The organism is Accumulibacter sp. (assembly GCF_029255125.1).
GTDB lineage: Bacteria > Pseudomonadota > Gammaproteobacteria > Burkholderiales > Rhodocyclaceae > Accumulibacter.
In genome coordinates, this window is record NZ_JAPUVR010000105.1 from 1 (window position 1) to 22,231 (window position 22,231).

Below are 22,231 nucleotides of genomic sequence, written 5' to 3' on the forward strand. Positions count from 1 at the left end.
TCGCTGACCAGCACCGCGCTCAGGCTGTCGCCGTCGAGGTCGCTGTCGTTGCCGAGCACGCCGTTCGCCGCGACCGTCAGGCTGCCGTCTTCGTCTACCGTGTAGGCATCCGCCACCGCCAGCGGTGCGTTGTTGCCTCCGCCAACGTTCAGGAAGACCGTCGCAGTGCTGGTGTCAACGCCATCCTTTGCGGCGTACACGAAGCTGTCCGTACCGCTGTAACCGACATCTGGAGTGTAGGTAAAGGAACCGTCTGCGTTGAGAACGAGCTGCCCGTGTGCAGGCTCGCTGACGAGTTCGGCGACCAACGCATCGCCTTCGACATCGCTGTCGTTCGCCAGGACACCGCCTTCCGCTACCACCGCTAGCGTGCCGTTGCGCGCCACCGAGTAGCTGTTGTCGCGTGCCACAGGGGCATCGTTGACCGGACGGATACTCAGGCTGACGGTGATGTCGTTGCTGATCGTAACGCCATCGCTCACCCGGTAGATGAAGCTGTCGCTACCGTTGTAGTTGGCATCCGGGGTATAGGCGAAACCGCCGTCGGCGTCCAGCACCAGTACGCCATGCACCACGTTGCTGACCAGAATGACGCTCAGGCTGTCGCCATCGACATCGCTATCGTTGGTGAGAACGCCATTGGCGGCCGACACGCTCAGCGTATTGTCTTCATCGACCGCGTAGGCATCTTCTATCGCCAGCGGTGCGTCGTTGACCGCACCGATCGTCAGGCTGACGGTGACGACATTGCTGTCGGCACTGCCGTCGTTCACCTTGTAGCTGAAGCTGTCGCTACCGTTGTAGTTGGCATCCGGAGTGTAGGTGAAACCGCCGTCTGCGCTCAGAGTCAGCGCGCCGTGCGCAACTCCGCTGACCAGGATCACGCTCAGACTGTCGCCGTCGACATCGGTATCGTTGGCGAGCACGCCATTGGGCAGAACCTCCAGCGCTACGTCTTCATCGAACGCATAAGCTTCGCCAACAGCGACCGGCGCGTCGTTCACCGCGTTGATTGTCAAACGAACGGTCGCCACGTTGCTCGTGGCCAGGCCATCGAACACCTGATAGGTGAAACTGTCCTCGCCGTTGAAGTCGGCTGTCGGCGAGTAGCTGAAGACCCCGCCGCCAAGCTCGACCAAGTTGCCGAAGCTCGGCGCGTTGAGCACCTGAACGACGCGCTGCGGACCATCAGGATCGTTGTCGCCACGCGCCAGGTCGATGACCATGGCCTGATCCTCGTCGCCGACGAAGCTGTCATCGCCAGCATACGGGATCTGGTTTACTCCGAAGTCACGCGTTTCGCTACCGCCGCTCGCCATGAAGACGTCGAAGAAGTTGGCGGTGGTATGCGTCCAGCCTCCGGGATTGAGCAAGGTCACGCGATGCGTGCCCGGCCCAACGCCGGCGATACGCCAGGCGCCACCGACGCCGGTGGTCGTGCTCGTTTCGTCGACGTCAAGCGCACCATCGCCATCGGCGTCGATGAAAACGGTCATTTCCGGCAGACCGCTGTCGGAGATCCCCGGGTCATACCCCCCATTGGCGTCAAAGTCATCGAACACCGTTCCACTGATCTCGCCCAAGCGGAAATTACCGAAGTCGCGCTCGGCAATGTCCTCGCCAGCCGCGACGTGCACGGTGTGGCTCGCCGGCCCGGCGATCAGACCAACATTTGGATCGTCGTCAGTGCTGCCGCCACCACCGCCATTGCCGCTCGTGCTCAGGTTGCGAATGGCATTGGCCAGGGCAAGGATGTCGAGCGTGCTGAACGACAAGCCGGTATTGGCCACGTTGTCGTTCTCGTCGTCGCCGTCCAGGATCGTGTTGCCACTACTGGCCAGCAGCGCGGCAAACTCCCCGGTCGTCAGGTTCCGATGCAGATACTGCTGCGCGACATCCTGCGCCAGCGTGGCGATGCCCGCGAGATACGCCGACGCCTGGCTGGTTCCGTACATGGTGACCGTGCCACCCGTCGCGTTGGCACCGAGCATGCGGGTACCGGGAACGAAGGCGTCGAGCTGGGTATCGTCGCGTTGTGAGAACGCGGCGATTCGGCCGGCGCCGGTCGACACGTCGATGGCGCCGCTGCCGTAGCGGTACTGGCCGCCAAAGTCGCCACTCCATACCGCTCCGGCAGCAACTACCGCCGGGTCGGCGGCCGGATAGGCGACGCCGAGCTGCCCGCTATATTCGTAGTAGCTGTTGCCCGCAGCAGCAACGATGATCACCCCGTGCGCTGCGAGCGCGGCAAGTTCGTCGCCGATACCGTACATCGATGCCGCATCAGCCCAGTTCTCACCGTCGCCCAGCGACATGTTGATGACGCCGATGTGATAGCTGTCGGCATGGCTCAGCGTCCACTGCAACGCTTCTTCCAGGTCGCCGAAGTTGCCGCTGCCCGCGTCGGTAAATACCTTCAGCGCGATCAGATCAGCTTGCGGAGCCACGCCTCTGGCCAGCGCATCGGACGACGCGATCAAACTCGAAACGTTCGAACCATGGCCGTGCCGGTCTGATGCGTCGGCATCGTTCTCGGCGAAATCCCACTGGAAAACGATGCGGTCGGCGATGCCATCGGCGTTCGTGTCGGGCCCGAAGAAGCTGTGGTTGAGGTCGATTCCGGTGTCGATGACGACCGTCGTTACGCCCGCGCCATTGAGCGCCGCGTAGTCGGCATTCGCCCGATACGCGTCGAGATTCGTCAGATGCTCGGCCAGCGTGTTGCTCAGCACTTCGTCCGCGCTGACGTCGGCGCGCACCAACTCGTCGGGAAGGCTGAGAACCGCGGTCGACCCGGTGAGCGATACCGTCCGTGCGGGAGAAACGCCCGGATACGTTTGAACCCAACCCGCCTGCATGACTTCCGCAACCGTGTAGGTGCCGGGCAGCAGATTGTCGAAGCGGTAGCTGCCGTCGGCCGCGGTCGTCGTATGACGCTCGCCGCTTTCCAGCACGCCGTTGGCATTGCGATCGAGGTAGATTGTCCAGCCGGCCAGGCCACGATCGTCTTCCGCATTCCATCGCCGATCGCCGTTGACGTCCTCGAACTTGCGGCCGGCAATGCTCCCCGCCTGCACATTGGCGAAGTCGTTGCCGCCGATGTCCGCGCCCGAGGTCGGACTGACGCTGTAGTACCCGCTGCTCGGTGCCGTCTGCAGCCAGCCTTCCCGCTGCACTTCACTGACGCGGTAAACGCCCGGACCAAGATCGGTGAAGCGGTAATAGCCGTAGTCGTCAGTCGTCGCGCTGGCATCGATCGTCCCGTCGCCCCCGCGATCGAGCTCGATCGTCCAGCCGGCAAGCCCGCCTTCGCCTTCATCCTGGCTGCCATCCCCATCCAGGTCATTGAACTTGAGACCACCGATCTGGGCGAGGGCAAAGTTGCCGAAGTCGGCAGTCGACTCTTCGCCACCGACGATGGTGATCTGGCGACTGCCGGCAGCGGGGTTGATCGCCATCCAGCCGCTGCGCATTTCCTCGCCGACCAGGTAGTTTCCAGCGACCAGATCAGCGAAACGGTAAACACCGTTCGCGTCGGTCAGCACGCTGACTTCGCCAGCGTCGAGCGTCCCGCTCTCGTTCGCGTCAAGGTAGATCGTCCAGCCGGCCAGGCCGTTCTCGCCGACGCCGCGGACACCATCACCATTCACGTCTTCATACTTCACGCCAGACAGCGAGCCGCTGCCGCCGGCGATCGTGGTGACCGTGTCGGCGTCCGCCGGTGCCTCCTCCTCGTTCCCGGCGTTGTCGCGCGCGGTGCTGTAGAACGCGTAGGTATGGCCGCGATGCCCGGTATAGATCGCTTCGGTCGACGGCGTATTCAGCCGCCAGATCGAGAAGGCTCCGCCATCCACCGAAACGTGGATCGTGTAGTCGGCAATAGCGGATCCCCCGCTCTCGTCGCTGCCGCCCCAGCTCACCAGGAACTCGGTCGCATCGCCCGTCGCCGGCAGAATGCTCGCCGGCAGAGGAGCCACCTGGCTGCTCGGTCGGCCGGAATCGAGCGTGGCAAAGATCGTCGGCGTGACAATCGGCGCCTGCGTGTCGAAGACGATGCTCGCCTGCGCGTCGACCCGCGTACCGCTGGGACGCCCAGCTTTCGGGCGCACCGTATACGAGACGAAGCCCTCACCGCGATGCGTACCTTCGACGACGACCTGGTGGTTCTCGTCGTAAACCGTGTCGTTGACCGGGAGGAAACCGATGCTCGCGTCGGCCGGCATTTCGCCGGTCGCCGGATCGATCGTTGTCAGCGTCCAGGTGATGGTCGCCGTCGGCACGTCCACGCTGGCCACCACATCGACGTAATAGCCGCGGCTCGCCGTCAGGTCTACGCGACCGCTGTACTGCAAGCGATTGACCGTCAGCTCCTGGCGGAAATCGCCCCAGCCGAAATCATCCGGCCGGAAGGTGCGCGGATCGAGATCGGGATCGAGTATCTGCGTGATGACGACCTGTTGCGCCGGTGCGCTGGCATCCGCTGCGTTCTCGAAACGAATCGTGTACGCCTCGGTCGCACTGGCGGTAATCCAGTTCTCATCACCAAAGCCCTGCGGCCCGAGGATGTCGTTCGGGTCACGTGGACGCACCGCGCAGGGCTGATAGATGATCGTGCGCTCGATGCACTCTTCCGGATCGTACTGCACGTCGGTACCGCCGCCAGGCCGGCAATTCGGTGCGTTCTCGGTCACCTTCTTGATGTCTTCCGGCTTGCACTTGAAGCACTCGTCGGGCGGCGGCCCGAACAACACGCCAGCCAGCGTCTGCGCCTGCAGCGGGACATCGCTGCCGTTCAGGCTGAAGCCGGTCGTCGCGCTCACTTCGCTGGCACCCAGCGTTGCCGAGAGGAGCACCGGCGAAAAGGCGCTGGCGCTCGACCAGACACCGCCCAGGTAGCGCGCGCTGCGCATGCTGGTCTCGCTCGAATCGCCGGCAGCGCTGACGTCTTCGGTCCAGAACGCAGTCAAGGTGCTGCCGACCAGGCCGAGTTCGAGCTGTCCCAGCGTCGCCGCTGCGGCAATCTCCTGCGCCGCGCTCCAGGTGCTGCCGTTCCAGCTTGCGCTGAGCAGGTGCTGTATGCCTGCGCTGTCGGTACTGATCCAGCCGGCAATTACCTTGCCCGCGGCATCCTTGCTCAAGGTGATGCCCCCATCCTGACCAGCGGTGGCGGCAAGCACCGCCGGAGCCGACCAACTGCTGCCGTCGAATACCGAATACATCACTTCGTTGGCGGCACGCGCGGCCTGCAGGGTATCGAGGTCGGAATTGTGGTTCAAACTGCTCGTGTCGGCGCGCGTCCAGATGACCATCCGGCGGCCGCTCGCATCGGTCATCGTGTTGACACTGCCATTCCAGCCGAGGCTGCCGGCGATCGCCAGCGGTGTGCTCCAGGCGCTGCCGTCATAGGTGGCGACGCGCACTTCGCTGCCGATGTCGCCCAGATTATGCGTCCACGCCGCGTAAGTGCCGGCCGCATCGTGCGCCAACGCCGGGCTACCGTCGTCGTACAGGTCGCTGCCGACATCGGCGAGCACGGCGTTGCCATAGTCGGCGCCGGTACCGATGAGCAAGGCCGAATTCCACGACTGCCGGTACAAGGGGCGCTGCTGCCCAGTCGCGTCCAGCGGCACGAGATCGGACTTTTCGTAACCGAGGAAGTAGGGCTCGGGACTGAAGTCGATACCCCACAGCGTCAGGGTGATGCCGATCTCGCCGCCAAGCTTGGTCAACTGAACCGACGGATAGACGTCGACCTCGGCGACGATGCCGCCTTCGACCTCGAGCTTCCAGTCGTCATCGTCCTTGATCTGAATTCCAGCGTAGGCCTTGACGCTCGCCTCGACGGCAGCCTCCGCGATGACATTCGGCCAGATCCACTCCGGGAAAGGCTCCGCGATGGTCCACCGCAGACCACTGAAATCAAGGCCAATGCTGCCCTTGATGCCGTTGCTTGCTTCGACCACACCGGTCTTGTTGATCGCTGCCGTCGCCCACTCGATGAAGCTTGCAGCGGCCTTGGTCGCCGGCGTCGGAATCGCGCCCAACATCTTGAGCAGGCCGTTCTTCCAGTCGAGTTCGCCGCTGATACCGATCTTCGCCGTCGCCTGATGGAAATCCCAGTCGTGCGCCGCCAGATCGACCCCCCATTCCGCCTCCAGGTCGCCATGGCCCTCGAGCGTGATGCCCAGATTGTCGCTTTCCAGGCTAAGCTCAGCACCACCGCCAACCGTCAGGCTGGCTTCACACTCATTCTGCGTCGCTTCCCCGTGCAGGCCGATCGTTGCCTTGACCTCCATGCCGAGCGCATTCCACGGGCCGTACTCCTTGTCGTAACTGTAGGCAACGCTGGCCTGCGGACGCAGGACGGTCGGCGTCGCCGTCCACAGCAGGGCGCCCGTCGCAACATCGACGACATAGTAATAGACGTCGGCATCGTCCTGAATCGCGACATTTTCCTTCTTGTCGACGATCAGCACCTGACCGCTGCCGATGACGACGACTTCCAGGCCGCGATCGGCGACCACGTCATTCGTCAGGCGGATCGGCGCCGACCACTGGTAGCCGCCACCGGCGCGCGGACGCGCTACGGCGTAGAAGATCTCGCTGTCGTTGCCACCGAGAGCGTCGTTGCCGCCATTCTGCTGCCAGACGGCGATCAGGCCAGGATCCGATCCGTCAAGCACGTTGCCTGCCGCCACCAGGTTGAGGTCGGAAGCACCATCGGCCGACACGGCGCGCGCGTCACGCCAGTTGCTGCCGTCGAACCAGGCGTGCCACGCCTTGCCGTCGCGCAACCAGAGGATGTTGGGCGTGCCGTCGGGCGCGTTCGCCAGCACCGGAGCCGAATCGTCGGTGTGTACGACGCGCGTCGTGTCAAGCACGTAGACGTCGCCCGCCGCAGTATCGGCGCTGAAGCTGACCGCAAGACTCGGCAAGGCAAGAGGCGCACCGCCAAGGACTTCGCCGCTGTCATCCAGCCCGTTGCGGTTCATGTCGAACACGCCACTCGCCAGACCCAGGCTGTAGTTGCCGGGCAGCAGGCCGCTCAGCGTGAAACGACCGTTGATATCGGTCGTCGCGTAGCCGCCAAGGGCAAGCCCCTGGCTCGTCGTCCGATACGCGGCAAGCTGCACATTGGCCAGTGCTGCGCCGGTTTCGGCGTCACGCAGCGTACCGCTCAGATTCGAAGCCGGACGCCAGTCGGGGTGTTGCTGGTAGACGGTCGCCATCAGCGTGCGCACGTCGCGTACCGGGCTGCCCTGCTCGGAGACGAGCAGCATCGCCTGGTTGAGCATGCGCACGTAGTCGCCCCAGGTGTTGCCCATGGTCACGCGAATACGTCCCCAGAAGACTTCCCAGGCGGCGTTCCACTCGTTGCTGCTCATTCCTTCCGGTGCCAATGGCTTGATCGACTGCTCGATTTCGGTCCACTTGGCGCTGTCGATGAGCCGGCTGTCGGTCGATTGCAGCGTGGCGACGCGGATATCGAACTGCCCCTCGCTCATCGGCGAACGATAAAGCAACTGCTGCGTGTAGCCAGTGTCCGGACGCAGGATGTCCATCGGCCCATCGATGCTGGCACCCAGGTAATAGATCGGCTGATCGCGCAGGTCGCTGCCGGTGTAGCCGATCGGAACGTGACTGCGGCTTGAAATGATCAGCAGCGGCGCCATCGAGTCGCCATCGCCCTGGTTGGTGTATTGCAGGTTGAAACTGTTGACGCGGCCGATCGTCACCTGTCTTGGACCTTCGATGATGCTGAACAGGTTGGCTCCGCGCGCGTCGTCGATAACCGTCACCGCGTCGTTCAGCACTTCGGTCTGCCCGGTCGCCTGCACGGCGACCACGTCGTAGCGCCCTTCGGCGGCGAGCAACAGATTGAAAGTCGCGTACACGCGGCTGGAGTCTTCGACAAACAGGCGCGTTGCGTCGTACAGGCGACCGTCCGGCGCACGCAGCGCGAAACGAGTCGCCTCGGAGAAGCGGGCGCCATCGATGCGCAGCGTCGCCTCGCCGGAGTTGCCGACGGTGTCGGTGCGTACTTCACTGAGCGAGAACGGGATGACCGCCGAGCTCAGCGTATAGGCGGGCGCACCGCTGACATCGGCGCCGTAGGCGAGGACGTAGTAGGTGCCCGCCTGAGTTTCGGGAATCAGGACGACCGGATCGGCATCGTAGGCTTCGCGCGAAGCGTAATCGAAGCGGCCAAGGCTGGGCATCGAACCAAAACGTACGTAAAGCTCATTGGCGACGTTGCTGCCCGCACTGTCCAGCCTGATCTGCACCGTTTCGCCGGCGCCGACTTCGAGCTTGTAGTACGCGGCCTGGCGATAGGCCAGTTCACCGCTCACCGATCCACCCAAAGGCAGAACGACGGCGTCCAGCGCCACCGCTTCGAGGCTGGCCGAAAGGTTGTCGGCGTCGCTCGTTTCATTGACGTAATTCAGGATGTCCGAGCGCACGATGACGTGATACTCGCCCGGGTCGACGCCGGGCAGCGCCGCGTGCAAGGTCTGCGTGTATTCTTCGCCGCCGGAGAACGGATCGGCCGCAGCGTAGGTGTTCCACACCGAGCCAATGACGGCGTCACCGATGTCCCAGAGCGTGTCGGTGGACAGATAAAGCGTGTCCTTCCACGATCCGACGACGGCGTTCGCCCCAGCGGCGTTGCTCACCCGATAGGTGATGTCGGCAGCCTGACCCGGCACACCATTGGTCGGCACCGTGATCAGTCCGGCCACCAGGTTGGCCGGCGGCGCCAGGCTGACGTTCACCACGCCGGGTGAGCGCGTTACATTGTTCGTCTCCACCGACTCGGTCACGCTGCCCGTGACATCGGTAACGACGAAGGCATAGAGCTGACCGGTATAGCCGGCCGGCACAGTAAACGCCTGCGTGACATCGTAGTGCTCGCCGACCGCGAGGTCGCGGTACTGCAGCACATGACCGAGATACAGGTCGCTGCTGCGCTCCAGGAAGAGATCGCGCGACAGGTAGACCGAGTCATACCAGTAGCGGGCACCGGTGTTGTCGGTGGTCGACTGATTGGTCACCGTCCACTGCAGCGTAAACGGCTGGCCACTGTAGGCGTCGGCGGGCAAGCTGACCGAGGTCACTGCCAGATCGGGACGCAACTCGGACAACGGCCGTTCGCCGCCTGCCCACGCGGCAATCGCCACGCGAGCTGGCGAACTGGCGATGTTATTCGCCTCGCTCGGCGACTCGACAACCGTATTGTGCTGGTCGGTGCGCACGATGACGTAGTAGCTGCCGGCGGTGATCGCCGTCGACAACGTGAAGCTCGCCTGCGCGTCGTACCACTCGCCGGGCGCGAGCACGTTGTTGTGCCGTACCGAGCCAAGACTGATGTCGCCGGCGCCCAGCTCGGGATCGGCCGAGAGAAAGACATCGTCATACCAGTAATTGACGTTGGTCGGCTGCAGGCCAAGGTTCTGCACACGCCAGCTCAGAGAGAGGCTGCCGCCCGCGGTCGCCTCGGCGGGCAAATCGCTCACCGTAACCACCTGCAAATCGGCCGTCTGGCGCAACACGCTCAATGAATTCACAGCACTATTGTTGCCGTTGTCGGACTCGAAGACCTGATTCCCCGCGTCGGTACGAACGAACAAACGGTATTCGCCGGTGGCCAGGGTGATCGGCAGCGCCACCGAAACGTTGTTGACGCTGTACCCGGCGCCGGCCGCCAGGACGCCGGAGTGCTGATGGCTGTAGAGCGGCACGTCGTCGCCGTTACCGAGCACGTCGTCGAGCGAGGCGACGAGCTGGTCGATCCAGCCGTTCTCGACCGAGTCGCCGCTGCCGTCGTTGCGCACCGTCCACGACGCGCTGATCGTCCGGCCCGCCTCGGCGCTGGCGCTGCTGACAAAACTGCCGGGGACGATGACGAGATCGGCCGGCCGCGAAACAATCGCCATCACGTCACTGACGATCTGATTGTTGCCTTCCGGATAGTAGTTGTTTGCCGGATTGTCCAGGCCCTCGAAGACATGATTCTGCACGTCGGTTCGCATGATTACGCGATACTCGCCGGCGATACCGTTGGGCAGCGTGTAGGTGAAGCTCGCGCTGTAGGATTGATCGGTATCCAGCGCTCCCCAGTGTCCGCGGTCGCCGAGGTGGAGATCCGAGGCATCGAGCACGTTGTCGGTCGACAACCAGAAGCGATCGTTCCAGTAGGCGTTCGGCGTCAGCGTGCCGAAGTTGGTCACCGCATAGGTGAAGGCGAAGCTGTGCCCGGCCTGTGCCGTTGCTGGCAGGTCGATCGCATCCGGTTCGAGGTCAGGCGGTGGCGTCAGCGACACGATCTCGCTGGCGTACGAGTTGTCGTTGTTGCCTTCGCTGACATACTCATACACCTGGTTGCCAACATCGGTCACGACAAAGAAATGGTAGGTCGTCGGCACGCCGTCAGCCGGCAACCCGATCGGCAGTACGATCGACTCGCTGCGCGAATACGCTGCGCCCGCCTCCAAGGCGCCGTCGCGCCACCAAGTGCCGAGCACGATGTCATCATTGCTGTAGCTGTCGTCGACCGACATGTAGGCGCGGTCGTACCACTGCGCCGCCGGCGCAGTTGTTCCATCGCCGCGGTTGGTCACCGTCCAGGACACCGTCGCCGCCTGACCCGACCACAGACCGCCGGGTGCGTTCACGCGTACCGAAGACTCCCACTCGTTGTTGTTCGGGTTTCGCGCCACCACCTGCAGGTCCGGCGGCGGCGTCAGCTCGATGACGACCGCGGCGCTGCCGACGTTGTCGCCCTCGTTCTGATTTTCGAACATGTGGTTGTAGTAGTCGGTCTTGACCAGGTAGTAGTAGGGCCCGGACCATCCCTGCGGCACCAGGAAGTGCAGACTGCTGGTATAGCTGTTGCCGACATTGCCGCTTCCCGCCAGATAGCTCGGGTTGCCGACGACGCCAAGCAACAGGTCGCTGCCGTCGAGAACGTTGTCGGTCGACAGGAAAACCGCGTCATACCAGGTGGGAACGCTGCTCGCGCCGATGCCGGTATTGGTCACCGTCCAGCTGATGACCGTGTCGCCCCCGGAGAACGAGTGGTCAGGCGGCGTGACCGCGGTCACCTGCAGGTTGGGCAGCGCCGGATAACGGACGGTCATCGGCTGTTCGCTGACGCGCGCGTTGTTCGCCTCGCCGGCTGGGTGGCTGGACGGCGTTCCAGGCCGCACCTCATAGTGCTGATTGGCGCCGTCCGTCGTCACGACCACCCAGCGGGCGACCTCGCTGACGTTGCCGACATAGTTGTATGGCAGCGCGATGTATTGCGTGCGGATCGCCGACTCGCCCGGATTCAGCGTGCCCTCGAAGAGGAAACTACCGTAGTGAACGTCGCTACCGGCGACGTTGTCGCTCGACAGTTGAACCAAGTCGTACCAGCCGGAAGCAGCGGCTGTTCCCTGGTTGGTCACCGTCCACGTGATCGGTACCAGCGTGTTGCCACTCGGGTTGAGCACCAGATCGGCGGGCATGCTGACGTTGCTCACGACCAGATCGGGTCTGGCCGGCAAGCGCAGCGTGATCGCCTGGCCGGCGACCGTGTTGTTGTTCTCGTTCGACTCGGGCTGATGGCCAAACGCGTCGGTGCGCAAGATCAGGTAATAGGTGCCCTCGATGGGATCCCAATCAAGCGGCAAGGCCAGATTGATCGTGCTGGAGTAGTCGTCAACCTCGCCGTCGTCCGCCGGCAACGGATTGCGGCTGGCCCATGCGGCGTACAGACGCCGGTCGTTGCCGTCGAGAAGCGCATCCGACGACAGGTAGATCGCGTCGTACCAGTTGTTGCGCGCCGGATCGCTGCCGACGTTTTCGACGCGCCAGATCAGCTCGATGGTGTCGCCCCACAGTGCCGCGGCCGGGTTGCTCAGCGAGATCGCCTGCAGATCAGGCGACTGCAACTGCACGACAGCCGTGTAGCGGTCGTCCGTCTGGCCGTTGGCACCGTCCTGGTTCTGGTCCATGGCGTTGCCCACCCGATCGCCAATGTGCGGGCCAAGCACCATCGTGTACTGGCCCTGCTGCGTCTGTGCGGCAAAATTGACGGTGAGCACGTTGCCCGCCACGCTGACGCTGTTGACGGTGATCGTATTGCCGCTCGGCCCGGTGAAGCTGGCGATGTCCGCCACACTGACGCTGGCTGGATCGAGGTCTTCGCTGAAGGTGAAGCTCATCTGGCTGAACGGCGCCGAAGCCTGGGCTTCCGGGTTCTGGCTGGCGACGTGCGCGCCCGTGTGGTCGACCGTGAAGTGCCCGGTGTAGGCGACGTTGCCCAGCCCCTGCAGATCCTGCACGGCGCCGGCGGCCAGCGTGTAGGCAAAACTGCCCGCCACGTTGGGTGCTGAGACGGAGAAGCGCAGCGTGCGTCCATCGACCAAAGTGACTCCGGTGACTTGGGCGCCGTTGCTCAGCGTCAGGTCGGCCGCCTCGACCGAAGTGGCGAGCAGTCCCTCGGATAGCGTCAAGGTCAGCGTCGTCGGTGGATTCAGGAAATTGGCGCCTTCCGCCGGGTTGCTGGCGACGACCGTCGGCGCCTGACCCGGGCTGAGCACGCTGCCATTCACTTTGAGGATGTACTCACCCCGATTGGCTTGCGCGGAACTGGCGGCAATCACCCGCACTTCGTAGCGGCCACTGCTCGCTGCCGTGTATAGAATGTTCGCGTTGCGTTCGTCGCCGTCAGCACCGTTGTCGTCGCTCGCAACCAGATTGCCGCTCGGATCATAAAGTTCCAGCCGCGCGTCGAGCGTGTTCACCGGCTCGCCCGGCGCGTCGAACGGTGTCGTCGTGCGGATGTCGAGCGCCTGACCTGCCGTGACCTCGATGCTGTAGCGATCATCGTGATCGCCGGCTGCCCAGGCCACCGCTTGCTCGAGCAGTCGATCGGCGTCACCGCTGGCAAGCTGGCCGTAGGCGGAAATCATATAGAGCGGCCCGAGGTACACGCCACGACCGGCACCGACGTCGCCAACGACGACCGCTGGCTGCGTCCCGGCACTACCGACCGAGTTGGCAAGAACGCTTGCGCCGGCATCGACGGTCGACGAATACTCGACGTAATAACCGGGCGCAAAATCGCTGACGCCGGCCGACACCGGATGGTCGCCGACGGTAAGGTCGAGCAGCGAGGCATTCGTCTGGTAAGCGTAGCCGATCGTCGTGTCGACCGGGATGATGGCGTCGATGTCCGCCACCGGCACGCCGGTGGTCGCGCCCGCCGAGTAAATCAGCCAGCCGGTCCCGACGACACCACCGCCGGCTTCGACCCACTGCCGCAAGGCCGGCGCGATCGCCGCGATCTGGCCGTGGCTTGTATTGGAATCGCCCAGCATGACCACGTCGTACGCGGCGAGCTCGGCCACGGTGTCGATCTGCGTGTAGGTAACGCTGGTCGCGATGAAGTTGAACCACGTGTCGTCGTTGAGCTGGTTGACGACCTGATTAGCGGCGCCGCTATTCAATACGGCGACGCGGATGCTCCCCTCGCCGCTCCCGGACGCACCGAGATAACCGACGGCTTGCAGCGTCGGGCCGATGTCCTGTACTTCGCTGACGCCGGGGTTCTCGAGACCAATCTCCGCACCACGCGTGACCAGCAAGCTGTAGGGCAGCGTCGCGGCCGAGGAAACGCGCACGGCGTATTCACCAGCCGCTGGCGCAACAAACTGTGAAATCGCCTGATCGACGTTGCCGGCATCGGCGATTCCCAGGGCCAGCCGCGTCCCAGCGAGATCGTACAACTCCAGGCTGAGGCCGCCGGCACCCGGCTGATCGGTACGCGTCACCGCCAGGCTGGCGACCTGCCCAGCCGCCAGGCTGAAACGGTACCAGTCGGCATTGCCAGCGGTGACGGTGCCTAGCGCTGCGAGACGATCGGCCGCTCCTTGCAGGCCAACCGCCGAAGCATCGAGACTTAGGGCAGCAGCCAGGTCATCATTGGCGGCGCCGCCCCAGGCTTCCGCTTCGAACTGCGCATTGAGCAAGAGCTGGACAACATAGTTGCCTGCCCCAGCCAGCCCGCTGATCCGCAGTGTATGAGTGCCGGCCAGAGTGATCGGCAGATTCGCCAGCAGCAGGGTACCGCTGCCGCTCGTCGTGGCGCCCGGAACAAGGTCGCCGTTCGCGTCGAGCAGTTCGATTCGCGCCGACAGCGCGGGATTCTCCAGGGTCAGACGCAATGATGCGAGTTGACCCGCTTGCAGATCGATGGTGAACAAGTCGACATCGGCGGCGGCGTACAGATTGCTGCCGACCTGCGCATCGTTGACCAGAGAGCCGAGCGGCGCAACGCGGCTGAGCGCGAGCGGGGTCACGCCCAAGGCGTCGACCTTGAAGTCGACGACGAAGTTACCTCCGGCGACACCATCACCCGACGGCAGACTGCCCGCGTACTCTCCATCGAGCAAGTTGCTACGCCGGTCGCGGAAGCCATCGGCGTCGGCGACCAGCGTCAGCCGGTAGTTGCCCTCGGCCAGGTTGCCCAGACTGGCCGATAGCGTTCCGCCGGCATAGCTGACCGACGTGGCAATGGAGACGCCGGTGTCGAGATTGACCAGCAGCACATCATCGGCGCCGAGCCCGCTGCTCGCCAGTTCCTCGCTGAAGTTCGCGCTGTAGACCACGCTGCCCGGGGCCAGCGTCTCGCCGCCGAGCAGGCTGCTGACGGTCACTCGCGGTGGCGTTGCGTCCGTTTCAAAAGTCGCGGTAAAGCTGCTCAGCGCCTGGCCCGACACGCTGCTCAGCGCGCCTGCGGCGATGCGCACGGTATACGCGGCGTCGCCGTGCGCGGCCTGATCGATCGCGAAGCGCAAGGTATCCCCGTCGACCACCGTCACGCTGCTCGCGGCGATGCCGTCGATCGTCAGGTCGGCAGCATCGACCGAGCTCAACAACAGCGCCTGCGAAAAGTCTACGGTATAGGTCGCCGGATAAACGGCAAGGAGTGCCTGGTCGGCGGGAGTTGTCGTCGTCACGTTGAACGGCGGCGGCGTAGCGCTGCTGCCCCTCGCGCTCAGCACGTAACTGCCTTTCGTCTGATTTTCGGAGCGCACTTCGATGCGATAAAGCGCGCCGGCCAGCGCCGCGCCGGATACCGTGTATTCGATGCGCGCATTGCGGCCATCCGCAGCGCCGTTCTGGTCGAGTGCGACAAGGTTCCCGTCTGGAGCATAGAGGAACAGTTGCGGGTCAAGCAGGTTGACCGGTTCGCCCGACCCATCGCCCGGCGTCGCCGTTTCGACGATCAGCACATCGCCCGGGTTGACCGCGTACAGATACTGATCCCGGCTGTCGCCGAAGCTCGGCGTTGGCGTGGTGACCGTAACGATCAACTGGTAGCCGCCGGTTCGGTTGGAATACGAGTCGGCAACGACATAGTAGTCGCCGGTATAGGTCGCCGTATAGCCGATATACGAATTAAGGCCAAAATAGTCGTCGTTGTAGGTGATCCGGCTGCCGCTACTGTTGTACAGATGCAAGAAAGGATCGCTGACCCCAGCGTTGTTCAGATTGATCGCCAGAAAGTCGCCGGCGGCCAGACTGACCTTGAAGAAATCCCAGTCCCAATCGCTGCCGACGCTGATCGTTCCATTCACGGTTGCCCGGTACTGGTTGCCGCCGATCGACGAAAAAGAGCCGTTCAGGTCGTTGGCCAAAGGCAGGTCGGCCGCTGAGCCGCCATTCGCAGCGGTGTCGTTAGGTTCGCTCTCGCTGCTGATCGCGCCGACGAAATTGCCCAGATAGCCGAGGACGCGCCCGTCCCCGGCGCCGTCGAGCGAGAGGGTCATCGCCTGGCTGGCCAAGGTATTCGGCTCGAGGTCGAACTGTGCGTTGCGCAAAACCAGCAAGCTGTAGCTGGCCGGATCGCCGCTCACCCGAACGTGGAAGACACCGCCTGCTGCCGGCGTGAAGTTCTTGATCAAACGATCGACATCCACCGAGCCGGCAAGGCTGCTCGCCAGCCAGTGCCCTGCGGCGTCATAGAGATCGAGCGTCAGATTGGCCGCTTGCGTGCGGTTGTCGCGCGCCAGCAGCAGGGTTGCCGAATCGCCGGTCGACAGGCTGAAGCCGTACCAGTCGACATCTCCCGCGCTCAGACTGCCGCGCGCAGCACCGCGCGCCGCGCTACCGGCCAGTGCGATGAAGCTGCCGTCGAGATCCTGGACATCCTCGCCAGCTTCAACTTCGAGCCGCGTGTTGAGGAAGGCCTGCACCTGATAGGCACCACCGCCGGCCTGCGAAACCGCCCGGATGGTATACGTACCCGCGCTGGTCACCGGCGCCGTCTGCACGACGACGTTCTGCCCGTCGAGCAAACCGACGGCCTCGGCAAGCGGGCTGCCGTCCGGCGCCAGCACGACGATGCCGCCGCGCACACCGGCCGCCTGCGGAGAGAGGATGACGCTCAGCGTCTGCCCGGCGTCGAGGTTCAAGGTGTAATCGTCGCTGTCCCCCGTTCCGTAGAAAACGCCCGTTGCCAGCGGATCGTAGATCAGCGAGCCGTCCGGCTGGATGCCGACGAGTGGCGTTGGATAGGCTGTTGGGCCGACACGGTCGGTGGCAAAGCGGAGAACGAAATCGCCACCCGGCACACTGTTGCCGGACGGCAGGCTGCCCGAATATTCGCCGTCGAGGAGCAGGCCGCCAGTGTCGCGGAACGCGTCGTTCCGACTGAACAGCGTCAGCGTGTAGTTGCCCTCGCTCAGGCCGCTGAAGTCGAGCCGCAGCGTACGGGTCTGGTCGTCGTAAACGAAGCCCGTTGCACTGAGCAACGCACCCGAGGTTTCGTTGCGCAGTTGCACGTCGGACGCGTCAAGGACCGCGGCGAGCAGATCCTCCGAGAACTGGATCTGCACCTGCAGGTCGCCGGGAACGACGACCTGGTCCTGCGCGATGCTGGCGGCGACCACCTTGGGCGACGAATCGTCAAAGAGGAAGGTGGACGCGAAATACTGCACCGCTCGCCCACTCAGGTCGAACATCGTCTCGCCGCCGAGGATCGCCGTATATTCCCCGACGCCATCGAGCGCATTGGCGATATTGAAAAAGACGGTATCGGCATCGGCCATCCAGACGCTTTGCGCAACCGACTCATCGCCGTTCGGGTCGCGGATCACCAGATCCCAGTTGTTGACATGGTCGACGCGCAAGGGCGCGGAAAAATCGAGCCGCAACCAGTTGGGATAAGCAGCGACGGACAGGCCGTCGGCAGGTGCGACGCTGACCACATGCAAGCCCTCGGCGACGCCTGTCGCGCCGCTGCTGTAGAGCACGTACTCGCCGCCCGTCTCGCCCGCGTCGCGCACCACGACCCGGTAGTCGACCGGGTCGCTGCCCGGGACGGTAAGACCCAACCAGGCATTGCCGCCGTTCCAGGCGTTGTCGTTGTCGAAATCGAGCGCTACCGGATTCCCGGCGAGGTCGAACACCTCGATACGCGGATCGAGGCCGTTGACGAATTCGCCGTTCGCGTCGCTGCCCGGCGTGTGCGTCCACAACTCGACGACATCGCCGCCATTGAGGTGCAGCAGGAAGCCGTCGGTCTCGCCGCCGACAATCGCCCCGAGCACCCTGCCCGACGGACCGATCGCCTGATCGCCGCCATTTTCCAGGCCGAAGTCGGCGTTGCGCGTCAGGACCAGGTTGTAGTCACCCGGTGCGGCGCCGAAGACGCGGACGTAAAAGGTCCCGCTCGGTCCCAGGCCGGGGTGGGCAACGAAGTTGGCGATGACGCGCGCGACTTCGCCTGCACCGGGAAGATCAGACGCGACGAGGTTGCCGTTGGCGTCGACGATCTCCATACGCACATTACCCGCCGACTGCGGATTCTGGTGATGCAGCGCGAGAGTGGCGCTTTCGTAGTCGTTCAGCGTGAACGAATACCAGTCCTGATCGAGTCCAATACGCTGGCCCGGCGCGCCGAGAACGCGCACCTCGCCGACGGCGTAAGCGTCGTCGCCGCCGCTCGCATAAACACGCAGATAACGCGCCGAAACCGCCCCGGCAAAATCTACCCCGTCAACGTATTCCTCGCTGCCGGCCACTGTGCTGATCGTATCCATCCCGTAGCCGACATCGCCCAGGTCTGCCGCGACCGCCAGCAGGCGGTTCCAGGTCTCCCCGTCGGCCGACCAATCGACTGCGTAATCGTCATTATTATCAACGCTGAGCAAAAGATCTGCGACTTCGCGTGCGGCGCCGAGATCAAGAACGACGGCCAGGCCATTGCCGTTCTGCGGATCAAACGTCTGACCCCACCACCAGAAATTGCCGCTCCTGTTCCAGTCGCTGCCCTGCACCGGAATGATTCCGTCGGCGAGCAGGCTGGGCTGGCTTTCGTAGCCACCGCCCTCACCCTGGACGGATACCGAGGACACTGCCAGCGGGTTCTCGGTGGTAATGACGACATCATCCCACGAGCGGTACTTCAGCGCGGCGGGATCGTCGAAGTACTGGAAGCGTATGCGGAACAAGCCGTCAAGCGACCATCCGGCCGCCGCCGCAGCGGCGTCAAGGTCCACGCTGTAGGTATTCCACAGGTCGCCGTACTCGGCGGCCAACTGAACGAGCGGGAACCAGTTCTCGCCATCGGGGCTGAGCGCGACACCGTCAGCGTTGACGTGCCCGCTGAAGCCAACGAAGCGGCCCGCCTCGCCAGTCGCGAAACGCTCGGCAGCGGCGTCAAGACCGATTTCGCGAAAACTCAGCGTGGCCTGCGTCAAACCACTCAGATCGACCGCCCACTCCGCTTCCTGCAGTACGCTGTACTTGTTGCCGGCGCCATCGACGTTCGACGAGGAGTTCATCGTCAATTGCCCACTCCCCCCGAGGTTCCAGTCTATCGAGGGCGGGTTCGGATCGCCGGTGATCGTGCGCAGCGTCCACATCGCCTCCGGGTCGCCGGCGAAGGCTTGTTCGGCGACGACGTTGAGCGTCTGCACGCTCAGATTGCCCAGCACCGCGCCGCGCTGTGCACCGTCGCCCAGGTCGATGACGGTCGCACCCAGGTTCTCTGCCGAGGCCGCATCGTTGTTCGTCCCCCAGCCCGCCCGTTCGAGCTCGACCGCCGAGTTGAGCAATACATCGAGTTTGAAGTGACCGGACGTCCAGTTCCCCTGCGCGGGGTCTTGCAGATTGCTGAGCACGATCCGGTAGCGCCCGGCGCTGTCCACCGGCAGGTTGTTCAGACCAACCGCTTCGCCCGCTCCCGTTGCTTCGTAGGCGCCGAGTTGAGTACCGTCGGGAGCAAAGGCCTCGATCCGCGCGCGCAGATCAGGTGCCACCTCGTACAGACCGACCGACAGCCGCTGGCCAGCGTCAAGATCGAGGAAGTAGGTGTCGTAGTCCTCACCCCAAGGCTCGTAGAGGGCACCTTCGCGCGCGGGTTCTGCGCTGCCATAAACCAGCGACCCCGCAGGAGCCCGTCTGACCAGCGGCGTTTGATACGCGGCTTCGTCAATGTCCACGCCAAAAACTAGCGCGCGATCGCCGCCTGCCTGCCCATCGCTATCGCCATCGAGCAGATTTCCCGCCACGTCGCGGAAACCTGTGGACTGGCTGAGCACGCTCAGCCGGTACGCGCCTTCGGCCAGCTCGGGAAACGCGACGTAAACCCGATCGCCTTGAAAATCCAGCAACGAGGCAGCAACCGACCGACCGCTGAGCGTATCGACCAGCCGCACATCCTCCGGCCCCAGCCCAACTGACGACATCATCTCGCTGAAGCCGATACTGAAACCGAAAGCGCCCGCCAACATGCGGTCGCCATCATTGACGCTTTGCCAGGTAACGGTCGGCGCCTGCAGGTCGACATCGAACTGCCGTGTATCTCCCGCGTTGCCAACACTATTGCTCAGATCGTGAATCACATCGGCCGCCAGAGTCATGCTGTAGTGCATGTGCACCGACTGCGCGGCAAGAACGAAGCGCACCGTGGCCGGATCGACGAGCAACGCATCAAGCACCTCGACCGGGTTGCCGTCGCCATCGCTGACGCTCAGATCGCTGGGCGACAGGCCGTCAATCCGCACCGCCTGCGAAAAAGTGAAGTCGACCGCACTCGGGAAAGCCCCGAGTCGCGCCCCGTCAGCAACGGAAACGCCGACCAGATCCATCGCTTGCACGTCCGCCGTGCCAGTCGCCCCGGCCACGTGCAGCGTGTAATCGCCGCTGCCGGACAACGAGCTGACCCGCAAACGGTATGCTCCACCGGCGTCATCCGGAACAAGGTATTCGATCCGCGCATTACGCCCATCGAAGGCGCCATTGTCATCGCTGGCAACCTCTACGCTGGCCAAGCCAGGGGAATACAGTTGCAGGCGCGGGTCAAGACTGTTCAGCGGCGCGCGCACGTCGGCCGGATCGTCGGCGGCCCCACCGAAGGTGGTCGTCGTAATCACCAAGTGATCGCCGGGGTTGGCCGCGATCAGATACTGGTCGCCGGCGCCGAGCGGGTCGCCCGCAGCCCAGGCCACCGCCTGCTCGAGCATGCGATCGGCATCGCCGCTACGCAGCCCGGAACCTAGCGAAAAACCGAAGGCATACGCCGGACCCAGGTACACCGCGTGACCAAACCCGCGGTTGGCCGCTGCAGCAACGGCTCGCGGAGCTTCCTCGCCGCGTTGAACCGTCGCCAAAACAGTTGCATCAGGATCAACCGGCGGCAGCGCCACCGGGTTTTCGACGTAGCTGCTGCCGTCAGGTCCGCTGCCGACGAAAAAGGCGCCAAGCCCCTCGTTGATCGGATGCAGAGCACCACTCGGCGTCACCCAGACCTCGCTGGTATAGCCCTGCGCATAGTCCCATGCCGAGGCATTCACTGGCAGAACGGCGTCGATCGCCGCTCGGGCTTCGGCAGACAACGATTGTGCAGCCAGCAGGCTGAAGCCCGTTGCCACCACACCACCGCCATTGAAAACGTAGGGTTCCAGAATGCCGGCATAAGGAGCGAATTCGCTCAGTCCAGAGGCCGTGCCGCCAACCACGACGACATCGTAGCTCGACATTTCACCCAGCGTATCGATGTCCAGCGGGGCGACCAGGCTGGCGGCAAACCGACCCTGCGCATCGTCATTGAGCTGACCGACCATCGCGTTCAGCCCACCGTCGAGCCCCGGCTGCATTGAGGAGACGACCGCAATGCGCAGTGCGCTGCTGCCTCCGCCAAGATGACCGATGACATCGGCCAACGGACTCAGCGGCTGCGCCTGTAGGGCGCTGTCGTTCGGCTCAACATCCATGCGCGCCTGGCGCAGCGCCACCAGGCTGTAACGCTCGCCGCCACTACCGCTGACCCGCAGGTAGTAGGTACCGGCAAGTGCCGCGAAACCGTCGACGACCTGATCGCTAGTGGCTGCGCCGCGCCGGCCAGCCGCGACGGAACGGCCTGTCGCATCGATAAGCTGCAGCCCAAGCGCCCCGCCACCCCCGGTATCGAGCGCGGTCAAGGCGAGCGAGAGACGCTCGTCGGCCGGCAGTTCGAGGCGGTAAAAATCGGCCGTCCCCGGTTCGACGCTGCCGACAACCGCCGCCCGCTGCCCACCTTCTGGCAGGTCGAGCCAGGCTGGCGCCAGATCCTGCGCGCCCGTGAGATCGTTGTCGCTGACCCCGCCAAGCAGTTCGCGCTCCAGGCTGGCGTTCAGAAAGACGTCGGCATTGAAGTTGCCGCTGCCGGCCAGGTTCTCGACGCGCAGCAGATAGTCGCCGCTGTCCGCCACCGGGAGTGAATCGAGCAGAAGCTTCTCTCCGGCCTGCTGGGCGACCGCCTCGCCGAGCGGATCGCCGCCAGCCGGTCCGAAGATCTGAATCTTGCCTTGCAGCTGCGCATCCGCTTCAAAAAGCACGGAGATGCGCTGCCCGGCGTCGAGTGACAGCGTGTAGTCGGTCGTTCCGAGCTCGGCGAAGTGACCCGCGGTGTCACCTTGCTCGACGCGCTGAATGAACGACCCCAGCGGCGCCACCGGAGTGAAGTCGGCGGAGAGCAGGATGCGTGGTTCGAGGCTTTCGAAGAGGAAGCGGTTGCCTGCAGGCGCAGCGCCCGCGGCAGTGCCCGCTCGTGTCTTTTCCCGACCGGCAGCGCCGAAAAAACGATCGAGCGTCGATTTCAGCAGAGCTGGAATCACTTTGCGCTGGGAAAACATCTTCGACATTCCGTTCATGGCAACTGCCTCCTCGCCCTGGCGGGCGACCAAAAGGGAAACCG

Annotated in this window: 1 protein-coding gene; it reads right to left on the reverse strand. The window is 64.2% G+C overall.

Going from position 1 to position 22,231, the window contains the following annotated elements; translation table 11 throughout:
• On the reverse strand, positions 1-22,187 hold a 22,187-nt coding region (locus Q1L59_RS10630; RefSeq protein WP_300332003.1), incomplete at its 3' end, for a tandem-95 repeat protein.
• Between the last annotated feature and the right edge of the window lie 44 nt (positions 22,188-22,231).